The organism is Paenibacillus forsythiae T98, assembly GCF_000520735.1.
Taxonomy (GTDB): domain Bacteria; phylum Bacillota; class Bacilli; order Paenibacillales; family Paenibacillaceae; genus Paenibacillus_AQ; species Paenibacillus_AQ forsythiae.
Map to the genome: position 1 here is coordinate 1 of NZ_ASSC01000598.1, position 12,215 is coordinate 12,215.

The following is a 12,215-nucleotide window of genomic DNA, read 5'->3' on the forward strand; positions in this document are numbered from 1 at the left end:
TGCCCCGCCGTGTCAGCGGCTTGACCGGACTGTCCCTGAATTCGCTCGACGTGTTAAGCGGTCTGAAGACGGTCAAGATTTGCACCGGCTATAAATACCGCGGGGAAGTGATTACACATTATCCCGCAAGCCTGAAGATGCTGGCCGAATGCGAAGCGGTCTATGAAGAGCTGCCGGGCTGGGACGAGGACATCACCTCGGCCAAGACGCTGGAGGATCTGCCGGAGAACACGCGCAAATATGTGCAGCGCGTAGCCGAGCTGACCGGGATTCCGATTGCCATCTTCTCGGTTGGACGCAACCGCAACCAGACGAACCAAGTTCTGCCGATTTACGAATAATTAGCGGCGATTCCCCTCGGATCGTATGCGTTTAGGAACCGCAGAGAGCCTGCAACGGCTTTCTGCGGTTTTTCTGCGTGTGACCTATTTTTCTCCTGGAGGTCTATTTGTCACGTTATAACCTCTGCATGAATAAGCGGACGGACGTTTCCCGCAGCCCCTATCGGTCAATACTGGAATAAGAGCAGGCTGATGTGAAAGCAGCGGTTATTGGCGGACGAGCGGATACGAGGGAGAGATGGAAATGAAATTTGTTAAACAGGTGCTGGGGATATGCCTGATTGTCGTATTGGCCAGCAGTCTGTCCATACTGACAACCGGGGTTATCGTAAATGCGTATGTGCAGTCGGTCATGTCCGAGTTCGGTCTGAAGGTGGATACGCCCGCTCCAGGCTTCGGCGGAATGCTGAGCAGCCTCATGGGTACAAGCGGCAAGGCGCCGCCGTCCAAGGGTACGGCCAAAGACGATGGCGGCTCTGCCGGAGCCGGAAGCCCGGAAGTGAAGGAGCCATCCGGCACAGGAGATAATGGCGGGACCGTTCCGGCGGCGACGGCTGACACCGGGGGAAGTACGGAGAGCGAGAAGGCGCCGGACAATGCGTTGCCAGTCATGGGTGCGGCGTCTACCGAGGAGCAGAGCGAGAGCGCGCAGGATCAGCAGCTGGTCATGACTCCGGAGGCGATGAAGGATCTGAAGGACAGCTTGCCGTCCGAGGAAAAGGTCAGTGTGTTCAACATTCTGATGAACAAGGTTCCCCAGGAGGAGATGCAGAAAATATCGGCGGCGATGGAGAACGGGTTGACGGAGCAGGAAGTGACGGAGGTTCAGTCGATTATTTCCAAGTATGTGTCACAGGAGGAATACGACAAGCTGATGAAGATATTGACTTCCGGCACGGGCGGACAGTAAGAGCGCTGCGACAAATGTATAATAAATTGGAAAAAAAGGGAAGTCCAGGACCGGTAGAGACGGTAAGGGACGGCCCTTTTGCATAAAACTGCCTGTTATCGGCGCTGTCGTATCTTCCCCAGTGAAAGTTGAAATTTTTCCGCAGGCTGTGGTAAAGTAAACAGGGACCGAAATTGGTTAATTTTTTGTAACCATTTACCAGTTCATTCCAGTAACATTTGCAGTTTGGACACAGAACAATATTCTCGGAAAATATAGATGAAGCGGTCATACCATAGCTCCGGCTGCATGGCGCAGTACAAGGAACAGACTGAAAGGGAGAGTTTCGTGAAAGGATTGAAGTTTATACTCGGGCTGAAGAAGCAGCAAGAACCAACTTCCATGTCTGCGGCTGAGCGGAGTGACGATGCAGGGGAAGGCATGATGGTCGCTCCACTGATTCATAAATCGCGGCGGCATCCGCTAATGGCCTGGCTGTCGGCATCGGCCGGTATTGCACTGCTGACGGTCTCGATCATGGGGGCGCACAAGTATTATGTGGAGGCGAATACGGAGGTCTATTACCGGGTTCTGGTGCAGGGCAAGGAAATCGGGACGATTTCGGACAAAGAGCGGCTAAAGGTTCTGTTTGAGGAGAAGCGGCGGGAGTATCAGAACAAATACCCGGATGAGGTTATGGTTCTGGAGACAGAGGGTATTGTCACGGAAGCGGCCAGCGGCTATAAGCCGGTGATCGACAATGAACAAACGCTGGACAAGCTGGAAGGTCAGCTAAAGGCGTATGCCGTAGGGGTTAGTCTGGTCGTGGACGGGAAGGCCGTCGGTATTGTTAAAGATCAGGAGTCGGTCCAGGCTGTGCTTCAGGGAGTAAAAGACCACTACATATCCGGAGAGAAGGAAGCGTCCGGCGTTCCGAAGCTGGCCAAGACGGCGGCGGTATCCGCGCCCGCTTCCTCCGGGGAGAAGATAGGGTCGGCGGATATCCGCGAACAGATATCCATCCAGCCGGTAAAGGCCGATCCGACCAAGGTGCTGGATGTCGAAGCAGCGGTCAAGCTGCTCACCGAAGGGGTGGAAGCCCCGCTCGTATATACGGTGCAGGAAGGTGACACGGTCTCCACCATTGCCAGCCGGTATGGCATTGCGCAGCAGGACATCTTCCGGAACAACCCGAACGTGAAGGAGCTGACGCTGCAAATCGGGGATGAGCTTAAGCTGACGGTGCCTCAGCCTCCGGTGACTGTCGTAACGACGGAGAAAATGACGGAGCAAATCGTGACCGAACCCGAAGTGATCGAGCGTACCAGCGATCTGCTTCCCAAAGGCAAGAGGAAGGTAGTGCGGCCAGGCCAGACCGGGCTGAAGGAAATGGAGTACCGGCTGACCAAGGAGAACGGCGAGGTCGTCAAGGAAGAGTGGCTTGGTCAGAAGGTGCTCAAGGCTCCGCTGCCGGAAGTGGTATACCAAGGCACGAAGGCAGCCTATGAAGCTTCGGGATCATTCGCCTGGCCGGTCAGCAGCGCGATCATTTCCAGCACCTTCGGCGAACGCTGGGGACGGCCCCATAAAGGACTGGATATCGTATCGGGCAACCGGACGATTAAGGCCGCCGACGCGGGAACGGTTTCTTTTGCCGGGGTGCAGAACGGTTACGGCAATGTCGTCATCATCAACCATGGCAACGGATATGCAACTTACTATGGCCATTTAAGCGAAATTTCCGTTTCACCCGGCCAGAAGCTGGAGCAGGGAGCCGCCATCGGAATTATGGGCAACACCGGGCGCTCCACGGGTACCCATCTGCATTTTGAAATCCGCAAGAACGGCACCGCCATGAATCCGCTCAAATATTTGCAATAATCTGTCATGATTCGCAGAGGCCGCTCGGGTAATCCCCGGACGGCTTCATTATTAATAGGAAATAGTATCCATTTTTGCGATTTCAAGGCCGGACTGCACACTTCGTAGGATGTGACGGGGGGACAGGTATGCTAAAATAAATATAAGAAGCTTTAAAGTAAGATAGAAGGGTGAAACGGTGGACTATGGGGATGGGAACGATTTTGGTAGTGGACGACGAACAGCCTATTGCCGATATTTTAAAGTTCAATTTGGAAAAAGAAGGATACGAGGTCGTCTGCGCTTTTGACGGAATAAGCGCTGTGGACCTTGCCTTGTCCAAACGGCCCGATCTTATGCTGCTTGATCTCATGCTGCCAGGCAAGGACGGCATGGATGTATGCCGCGAGGTACGGTCCGCCCATCTGGATATTCCAATCATCATGCTGACCGCCAAAGACGGGGAAATCGACAAGGTGCTGGGCCTTGAGCTTGGCGCGGACGATTATGTGACGAAGCCGTTCAGCACGCGCGAGCTGCTTGCCCGGGTCAAGGCGCAGATGCGGCGCCAGCGCAAGCCGACGCCCGCAGAGCGGCAGACCGGGCCGGATGAAGGCAAGCAGGGCGTCCACCATTTCGATCTGTTCATAGATACCGATATGTACACGGTCTACAAGGGCGGGGAACCGCTTGACCTGACGCACCGCGAGTATGAGCTGCTCTACTATATGGTCCGCAATGCCGGCAAGGTCATGACGAGGGAGCATCTGCTCCAGGCGGTATGGGGATTTGAATATTTCGGAGATGTGCGGACGGTCGATGTGACGATCCGTCGGCTGAGAGAGAAAATCGAGGAGAACCCCAGCAAGCCGGAGTATATCTTTACGCGGCGCGGGCTTGGATATTTAATGCACAGTCCCAAAAGCGGAGGCTTGTGATGAAGGCCCTGTCCTTTTTCCGGACAATTCAGGCGAAGCTGATTATTATTTACGTGCTGCTGATCCTGATTGCGATGCAGCTGATCGGCGTTTATTTTGTAAGCTCAATGAAGAATTCGCTGACCGATAACTTTACGAAGGATTTGAAGGCCCGAGCGGAAATGCTGTCCATTCTGACGGCCGATAAATTCAGCAGCGAAGCCGGCGGAACGGACGAAGAATCATCGGCGGACAGCCTGCGCGGCATGGTCAACAATCTGTATATCAGCGGCGCCGAGATTCAGGTGCTTGATGCGAGCGGCAAGATCATCACCACCTCGGTGCCGACGCAGAGCGACTATGTCGGAAGGCGCAATACGCAGACGGTGGTCAGCCGGGCTCTTCAGGGTATCAGCGACAACGAGGAGTATGTTATCGGCGACGATAATGTGCGGAAGAAGGTCGTCGCCAAGCCGGTCTGGTCGGGCGGGAAGGTCGTGGGCGCCATCTACATTGCCGCTGATATGAAGGATCTGTATGCGACGATGGGCCGGATCAACAGCGTGTTCATCTCCGGTCTTCTCATCGCGCTGGCGCTGACGGCGGTGCTTGGCGTCATCCTGGCCCATACGATTACGCAGCCGATCAAGGAGATGACGCGGCACGCCACGGCGGTGGCCGAAGGAAGCTTCGACCGGAAGATGCCGATCTTCGGCAATGATGAAATCGGGCAGCTTAGCAAGGCCTTTAATTATATGACCGGACGGCTGCGGGATGCGCTGTCCCAGAATGAGGAAGAGAAGGAGAAGCTCGCCTCCATTCTGACGAATATGAGTGACGGCGTAGTGGCGGCGGACGAAACCGGCCGCGTCATTCTGATGAACCGCCGGGCATCCGTGATGCTGGGCGCGGAGGAGCCGCTGCCCAGGGAGCTTGCGCTGGATGGGCTGCTTGCCCTGGAGGGCGATCAAGCGCTCGCTCTGTCCGGCGGCACGGCCCAGTCCACGATGCTGAGGCTTAAATCCTCCGAAGGGGAGGAGCCGAACATCGTGCGGGTAACGTTCACGCCGATTCACCGCCGCGAGGGCGGAATCGCCGGGACGATCGCGGTATTGCAGGACGTCACCGAGCAGGAGAATCTGGAAGCGTCGCGGCGCGAGTTCGTGGCGAATGTATCGCATGAGCTGCGGACTCCGCTGACGACCATCAAGAGCTATGCGGAAGCGCTGGATGACGGCGCTTTGGAGGACCCGCAGCTCGCCGGTCGCTTCGTCGGCGTTATCCGCAGCGAGACGGAGCGGATGATCCGTCTCGTCACCGATCTATTGCACCTGTCGCGTCTGGACTCGAGAGAAGCGCAGCTGCGCTATCAGGAGACCGATATTGCCGAGATGCTGGAGGACGTAGCCGACCGATTCTCCTTTCAAATCCGGCAGAAGCGGATTTCCATCGGGACCATCGTCCGCCGGGACATCTCTACGGCTTGGCTCGACAGGGATCAGATTGACCAGGTGCTCGGCAATCTGGTGTCCAACGCCCTGAAATATACGCCGGAGGGCGGCAGCATCGAGATTGAGGCGGGGCACAATTCCGAAGGAATGCTTGAGATTTCTGTCCGGGACTCCGGGATCGGCATACCCAAGAAGGATATTGAGCGCATTTTCGAGCGCTTCTACCGGGTCGACAAGGCCCGCTCGCGGAATATGGGCGGAACCGGACTCGGACTTTCCATTGCCCGGGAAATTGTCAAGGCGCACGGCGGCGCCATATCGCTTCAATCCGAACTCAACAAAGGCTCCAAAGTCACCTTTACGCTGCCTCTGAAGACGCAAAGGAGGGATGGGGCGTGAAGGAACGGATTAAATCCTGGGTTCTGGCGCTGCTCGTTCTGGGCAGTCTGGTGGAGAGCTATTACTTGATCTATCGTCTGCCGGGCAGCGATTCGGCGGTCTTCTCGGAGAATTTATATGTGAAGACAGACAATATGGGCTCCGAGGAAAAGGTGGAGAGTTTGCTGTTTCCCGACAAAATGATCATTCATTTGGGAGACAACAAGCATACGCTGTTTTACCCAAGCTCGACATTTTATAACCTCATTCTCAACCGGCTCAAGGGACGGAGCTTCGAGAGCTTCCAGCGTCGCTCCATCCAGAGCTTCGATTGGTACAAGATCCGCAGCGAGAATCCCGGGATCGAACTGTCGTTCCGCTCGGGCATTCCCGTAGCGCTGCTGCAGCGGGTGATGCAGCTGTCTCCGGATTCTCTGTTCGCGGGGGAGAGCGTTGACCGGATCTGGATATACAGCACGAAGAACGATTCGAAGGCGCATGCCGTATTCTTCAGCACAAAGGGAGACATTGTGTATGAGGCGGCCAAAGCCGATCTTACCGTGCAGGATGTGCAGCAGCATGTCGATTTTGGAAAAACCTGGACGCCTTATACAACGTCAAACGGCGATTATTATGTTCCGGAGAGCAATCTGTCGCTCATGGCGTCCGAGCTGCCCTCCAAGCTGTATACGGTAGAGCAAATGCAGAGCAGTCTGTTCTTCGACAGCGGGAGCACCCGGTATATCCGGGAGAAGGACGGCTCGGAAATCTATACCGACAGCAAGCGCAGCCTGCAGGTCGACCAGGAGCAGAACTGGATGAGCTACAGCGACCCTGCGGCGCTGCCGGCGGGCGAAAGCACCAATGCCAAGGATGTGCTGGAGGCGGTCGAGTTTGTCAATCAGCATGGGGGATGGAACGGGGCGTTCAGGCTGGAGGCGGAGGATGAGAGCGATCAGGACCGGCTGGTGTCCTTTCAGCAGTATTACGGCTCCTTTCCCTACGGGGCATACCCGGTTCTGGATCAGCCGAAGCTGCATTACGGGCTCATTCAATTGCGGCTGCAGCAGGGGACGGTTACGGCTTATGAACGGTCGTTAATGTACGGCGAGGATGACAAGAGCTCCAAAAAAGTGGTAGAGCTGCCCGGTGGAGAGACTCTGCGCCAGATGCTGGCTAAGGCCAGCGAATCTTCGGCCATCCGCGATCTGTACCCCGCCTATCGGCCGGTAGTCAAAGGAGACAAGCTGGAGCTGTCTCCCGTCTGGCAGGTTGACCTTAGTGACGGAAGGTCGATTACGCTAAATTAATACAACGGGTTAAAGGGAGGAAAGGCATGGACTGGGGGAGAGCAAAAAATGTGCTCATCTATTCATTTCTGCTGCTGAATCTGCTGCTCTGCTACCAGCTGTGGACCGATCTGCGGGAGCAGGCCGGCGCCAATCTTGATTTCACCTCGCTATCCGGCCCAGCCCAGCAGATTATGGAGCAGAAGGATATCCGAATTCTGTGCCCTATTCCGGCGGCCACCCCCCAGCTTCCCGATATTACGTACCGCTATTCGGCCGGTGAGGGGGACGGGACGGTTCAGCTGGCCCGGCCAGTTGACAGCAAATTGATCTTTTCCTTCACCGAGCTGAGCAGAGAGCTGAAGAGCCAAATCCCGGACATCGAAAATTACCGGTTTGATCCTCTGGAAAGCGAGGTCGGCAAGTTCGTGCTGCATCCTCTGGTCGACGGCAAATGGCCGCTGTTCAGCGTGAGGCTGGAGCTGGTCTACAACAATCAGAGAATCGTCGCCTACCGGCAGCCGCAGATTGATATCGGGGAAAGCGGAAAAGGCAAAGCACAGAAGGTGCTGCCGGCTTCGAAGGCGCTGGGGAGTCTGATCGAGAAGTTCTTCCCGCAGGGCGCTGCGGTCAAGGAGATCGAGCTTGGTTATTACGGGGAACTGTTCAATTCCGAGAGCCAGGTGGCGGCGCCGATGTGGCGCTTTCTGCTGGAGGACGGCAAATCTTATTACGTCAACGGCATCAGCGCCGATATTATCAGTCCCAAGACAGCGGAGTGAACTAACGGATTTCGAAAAAGAGGAGCAGGAGATATGGGGATTTCATTTACGGTGCTGTCGAGCGGCTCCACCGGCAATGCCACGATTGTCCGGGGCGGCGGAGCGACACTGATGATCGATGCGGGTCTAAGCGCGCGGCGGATTGAGGAGCTGCTGGCGATGCGCGAGCTGGGGGGCGAGGAGATTGACGGGATACTCGTCACGCATGAGCATTCCGACCATATCAAGGGTCTCGGGGCGGTCGCCCGCAAATTCAATCTGCCGATCTACGCCAACAGCAGCACATGGAACGCCATTGAGAAGGGGGTCGGGAAGATCGAGGAGCATAACCGGCTCGTTCTGGAGACCGGTGAGTCCAGAGATTTTGGAGATATGCGGGTGGAATCCTTCGCCATTTCCCACGATGCCGCCGAGCCGGTCGGCTACAACTTCTATGAAGGCAAGGAGAAGCTCAGCGTGGCCACCGACCTCGGCTATGTCAGCGACAAGGTTAGAGCGGCTATCTCGGATGCCGACGTATTGGTGCTGGAGGCCAACCATGATATCGAAATGCTGCGGATGGGGCGGTATCCGTGGAATACGAAACGGCGGATACTCGGCGATATGGGCCACCTGTCCAACGATGCGGCGGGCGCGGCGCTTAGCGAGATTCTGACCGGACGCACCAAGCGGACCTATCTGGCCCATCTCAGCCGGGATCACAATATGATCGAGCTTGCCAGAATGTCGGTTCGCGGCGCGATGGAAGACAGAGGCTGCTTCTATAAAGACAGCGAGTTCCGGCTCTGCGACACCTATTATGACCGGCCTACGCCATGGGATACGGTGAGCGAATCATAAGAGAGTCAAGCTCCGACATTTTGTCCTCAAGCTCCCGGCGCGTAATTAATCCTTTGTCTATCAGCAGCTCTACGGCTGCGGTCAGAGCGAGTGTCATATGATAGTGTTCGTCTTTCAGATCGCCGAGCTTGCCGATGAACTGCGCCAAATCCATGCTTGAAGCAAAAGAATCCATAGTTATGCCTCCTGCCGCTAACTGTATTTTTTATTGGGATAGAACACGTTATCGCCCTCGTCGCTATGGTACAATAGGAGAGCAAAGCGGCCAGCTTTGCCGGTCGCCTTTCTAGTATTATAGTCTGGCAGGCCGCAAAGTATTCCATTATTCAGAGATTGAGTGCTTGCCTGGACGAGTAAAGATCTTTATAGTGAATGCCCATGCAGGCGGAACCTTTTGGCATAAGCTGCAGTCTGGAAGTGAGAGGATGCCGCAGGCAGAGTGGCCTATTGGTCAGGCGCGAGTTAAAGAAGGGAGAGGATGACAGATTGGGACTGTTTGACGATGATTTCTATTCAACCAAGGTATCCAGACGGAGAGAACGAAAAGTCTCCAAGCCCCCCATGTCCCGCCGCTGGTCGAGAAGCTTCAGAGGACGGAGCCTGTCCACGATGCAGGTGTCTGCGATTTCCTCCCTGATCAGCGCAGTCGTCGCCGTTCTGCTGTTCAGTCTCGTTACAGGCCAGCTTTCCCATAAGACAGGCGCTGTCCCTGCCTTCATCCAGAATGTGACGCCAAGCAGCGGCGATCCTTATGAGCGGATTATCAAGGCGGCGGCCACCGTTCGTCCGGCGGTTGTCAGCATAATCAATCATAAAGAAGAGGAAACGAAAGACACCCCGGATGAGTCGGCGCTCGGATCGGGTGTGATCTATAAGAAGACCGGCAATAAGGCATTCATTATAACCAATAACCATGTAATCTCCGGGGCAAGCAAGCTTGAAATTGTTACGGTGAGCGGCGAGACCCGCAAAGCGGAGCTTGTAGGCGCGGACAAGGTCAGCGATATCGCGGTCCTCTCCATTGACGGCGGGGGGATCAACACCACCGCGCAGCTTGGAGATTCGTCAAAGCTTCAGCTTGGAGAAACGGTGATTGCGATCGGCAATCCGCTTGGCCTTGGCGATACGCTTACCTCGGGGATTGTCAGCTACACGAATCGCAGCATTCCGGTATCCCTTAACCAGGACGGCGTTTATGATTGGGAGCAGGAGGTTATCCAGACCGATGCGGCCATCAATGAGGGCAACAGCGGCGGAGCGCTTGTGGATCTGAACGGCCGGGTCATCGGCATCAACACGATGAAAATTTCCGACGCCGGCGTGGAAGGACTCGGGTTCGCCATTCCGGCCAATCATGTCAGCAAGATTGCGGAGGAGCTGTCCCTGAAAGGGAAAATCGCGCGCTCGTACCTGGGCGTATACTCCATTGATTTGAATAATCCGTATGTTCCGCTTGCTGAGGATCAACGCAAAGCGCTTGATTTGCCGGGCAGCGTCAAGGAAGGCGTTGTCGTCCTCGATGCCGTCGGTCCGGCCAAGGAAGCGGGGCTTAAGCTGAACGATGTCATTACGAAGTTTAACGGCGAGGCTATCGATTCCACGCTGAGCTTGCGCAAGTACCTCTACAACGAGACCAAGATCGGCGATCCGCTGGTCATTACCTTCTATCGTCATGGCGTGCAGCAGGAAGTTACCGTCATACTGAAAGAGAAGCCGGAGGAATAATTCCGGCGGAGGCAGGATATAATAATAAAGCTTTAATGGGAAAGGCTGGCTGTACATTTAGAGAGTCAGCCTTTTGCGGAAAAATATGGGGAATTTCCGGGTGCTCAACTTGCCTTTGCTATTGCCGTGTGCTACTATGATATTAATCATAATTTAATTTGGGGCCTGAATTTTCACATTGAAAAGAGTTGTCAAGTTGGCTGGAACAACTTTTTTCAATGTGTGAATTTTTTCTTTGTTCAAAGATAAAACTAACATGTTAATTTATTTTTTGGAGGCATACACCAATGCAAACAGGTACAGTTAAATGGTTTAACGCAGAGAAAGGCTTTGGTTTCATCGAAGTTGAAGGCGGAAGCGACGTATTCGTACATTTCAGCGCAATCGTCGGCGATGGCTTCAAAACGTTGGACGAAGGCCAACGCGTTGAATTCAACGTTGTTGAAGGCAACCGCGGACCGCAAGCCGAGAACGTTGTAAAACTGTAGAATTCGAAACACCGTCCCGCTTAAACCATCGGGACGGTCTTTTTTTACCAACCAACCATACTTTGCATGGAGAGAAATGGAGGGAACGGCCATGAACTACCGGAAGAAACCCCTGGAAGAAATACCGGAAGAGAATACCGCCGTATGGTCCTGCACAAGCGACGATTGCAACGGATGGATGAGAGATAATTTTACGTTTGATGCTGCGCCAAGCTGTCCGCTCTGCAATGCGCCGATGAAGCAGGATATGAGAATGCTTCCCCAGCTGTTTAACTCAGCAGCAATCCCCAAACGCTAAAGAAGGCGATGTTCATTGCTTGATGGGAAACCGCCTCAATATAGATTGAGAAGCAGTTAAGACGGGAAAACCGTCTTATTTTTTTTTGCTTTTGTCAAAGATTTTGTGATTAATGTCACAAATTTATTGATTTTTGCCGATAATAATGATTATAGTTGTGACTTACATCACAATCGACCTCTTAAAATTTTGACAAAATAGTAAGCAACTAAACGGGAGAAGGAAGGGAGAACATGGACACAGTTATGCTGTCGCGCATGCAGTTTGCGTCGACAACGATTTTTCACTTTTTCTTTGTGCCGGTAACGATCGGATTGGCATTCATCATCGCGATTATGGAGACTATGTACGTCCGCAGCGGCAACGAAGAATACAAACGAATGGCAAAATTTTGGGGCAAGCTCTTTCTCGTGAATTTTGCGATCGGGGTGGTTACCGGGATTTTGCAGGAGTTCCAGTTCGGCATGAACTGGTCGGATTACTCGCGCTTTGTCGGAGACGTATTCGGGGCGCCGCTTGCGGTTGAAGCACTGCTCGCGTTCTTCCTGGAATCGACGTTTATCGGAATCTGGATATTCGGCTGGGAGAAGGTCTCCAAGAAGATCCATCTGCTCGCGATCTGGTTTGTGTCGATTGGGACCACGCTGTCTGCTTTCTGGATTCTGGCGGCGAACTCATTTATGCAGCACCCTGTCGGGTTTACCGTCAACAACGGGCGGGCGGAGATGAATGATTTCTTCGCGCTAATCACCAACGGCCAGCTTCTCGTCGAGTTCCCGCATACGGTGCTGGGCGCTTTCGCAACCGGAGCTTTTCTGATTATCGGTGTCAGTGCGTATAAGCTGCTGAGAAAGCAGGATGTGGAGTTCTTTAAGAAGTCTTTCAAAGTCGCAGCAATCGTCGGCATTATCAGCTCAATCGGCGTTGCCTTCGCGGGCCACTGGCAGGGGGGGGGAT

General features: G+C 54.4%; 13 protein-coding genes. 12 read left to right on the forward strand and 1 reads right to left on the reverse strand.

What is annotated here, in order from left to right; all coding sequences use genetic code 11:
• The 8 genes from L692_RS29385 to L692_RS0118710 form a co-directional block, all read left to right on the forward strand.
• On the forward strand, window positions 1–341 hold a 341-nt coding region (locus L692_RS29385), incomplete at its 5' end, for an adenylosuccinate synthetase (protein ID WP_036724445.1).
• Between the two features lie 244 nt (window positions 342–585).
• Complete coding sequence (locus L692_RS0118680; protein WP_025701599.1) at window positions 586–1,251, forward strand: hypothetical protein; 666 nt, start codon at window positions 586–588, stop codon at window positions 1,249–1,251.
• Between the two features lie 327 nt (window positions 1,252–1,578).
• A complete protein-coding gene (locus L692_RS0118685) occupies window positions 1,579–3,111 on the forward strand; it encodes a peptidoglycan DD-metalloendopeptidase family protein (protein ID WP_025701600.1) in 1,533 nt (510 codons plus the stop codon).
• 185 nt (window positions 3,112–3,296) lie between these two features.
• Window positions 3,297–4,028, forward strand: a complete 732-nt coding sequence (gene yycF / locus L692_RS0118690) for a response regulator YycF (protein WP_025701601.1) — start codon at window positions 3,297–3,299, stop codon at window positions 4,026–4,028.
• Complete coding sequence (gene walK, locus L692_RS0118695) at window positions 4,028–5,857, forward strand: cell wall metabolism sensor histidine kinase WalK (RefSeq protein WP_025701602.1); 1,830 nt, start codon at window positions 4,028–4,030, stop codon at window positions 5,855–5,857. The genes yycF and walK overlap by 1 nt, the downstream gene beginning before the upstream one ends.
• Window positions 5,854–7,146, forward strand: a complete 1,293-nt coding sequence (locus L692_RS0118700) for a YycH family regulatory protein (RefSeq protein WP_025701603.1) — start codon at window positions 5,854–5,856, stop codon at window positions 7,144–7,146. The genes walK and L692_RS0118700 overlap by 4 nt, the downstream gene beginning before the upstream one ends.
• A 26-nt stretch (window positions 7,147–7,172) precedes the next feature.
• Entirely contained in the window at window positions 7,173–7,907 is a 735-nt protein-coding gene (gene yycI, locus L692_RS0118705; RefSeq protein WP_025701604.1) for a two-component system regulatory protein YycI, read from the forward strand.
• Between the two features lie 33 nt (window positions 7,908–7,940).
• A complete protein-coding gene (locus L692_RS0118710) occupies window positions 7,941–8,747 on the forward strand; it encodes an MBL fold metallo-hydrolase (RefSeq protein ID WP_025701605.1) in 807 nt (268 codons plus the stop codon).
• Here L692_RS0118710 and L692_RS0118715 read toward each other — a convergent pair.
• Entirely contained in the window at window positions 8,716–8,922 is a 207-nt protein-coding gene (locus tag L692_RS0118715; protein ID WP_025701606.1) for a hypothetical protein, read from the reverse strand. The two genes, L692_RS0118710 and L692_RS0118715, sit on opposite strands and share 32 nt — an antisense overlap.
• 311 nt (window positions 8,923–9,233) lie before the next feature.
• Here L692_RS0118715 and L692_RS0118720 point away from each other — a divergent pair, with 311 nt between their 5' ends.
• From L692_RS0118720 to L692_RS0118735, 4 genes are all read left to right on the forward strand, one after another.
• Window positions 9,234–10,472, forward strand: coding sequence for a S1C family serine protease (locus tag L692_RS0118720; protein WP_025701607.1), 1,239 nt, complete (start codon window positions 9,234–9,236; stop codon window positions 10,470–10,472).
• 287 nt (window positions 10,473–10,759) lie between these two features.
• Window positions 10,760–10,960 (forward strand): cold-shock protein, encoded by a 201-nt coding sequence (locus L692_RS0118725; RefSeq protein WP_025701608.1) that lies wholly within the window; start codon window positions 10,760–10,762, stop codon window positions 10,958–10,960.
• A 91-nt stretch (window positions 10,961–11,051) separates the two neighbouring features.
• A complete protein-coding gene (locus L692_RS0118730) occupies window positions 11,052–11,258 on the forward strand; it encodes a cold-shock protein (protein WP_025701609.1) in 207 nt (68 codons plus the stop codon).
• Between the two features lie 233 nt (window positions 11,259–11,491).
• Window positions 11,492–12,215: cytochrome ubiquinol oxidase subunit I (locus L692_RS0118735; protein WP_025701610.1), on the forward strand; the 724-nt coding region annotated here is incomplete at its 3' end.

Bases quoted from the DNA above. Each gene is read 5' to 3' on its own strand.
- walK (WP_025701602.1), top strand. From the start codon at position 4,028: ATGAAGGCCCTGTCCTTTTTCCGGACAATTCAGGCGAAGCTGATTATT.
- L692_RS0118680 (WP_025701599.1), top strand. From the start codon at position 586: ATGAAATTTGTTAAACAGGTGCTGGGGATATGCCTGATTGTCGTATTG.
- L692_RS0118725 (WP_025701608.1), top strand. From the start codon at position 10,760: ATGCAAACAGGTACAGTTAAATGGTTTAACGCAGAGAAAGGCTTTGGT.
- L692_RS0118710 (WP_025701605.1), top strand. From the start codon at position 7,941: ATGGGGATTTCATTTACGGTGCTGTCGAGCGGCTCCACCGGCAATGCC.
- yycI (WP_025701604.1), top strand. From the start codon at position 7,173: ATGGACTGGGGGAGAGCAAAAAATGTGCTCATCTATTCATTTCTGCTG.
- L692_RS0118730 (WP_025701609.1), top strand. From the start codon at position 11,052: ATGAACTACCGGAAGAAACCCCTGGAAGAAATACCGGAAGAGAATACC.
- L692_RS0118715 (WP_025701606.1), bottom strand. From the start codon at position 8,922: ATGGATTCTTTTGCTTCAAGCATGGATTTGGCGCAGTTCATCGGCAAG.
- yycF (WP_025701601.1), top strand. From the start codon at position 3,297: ATGGGGATGGGAACGATTTTGGTAGTGGACGACGAACAGCCTATTGCC.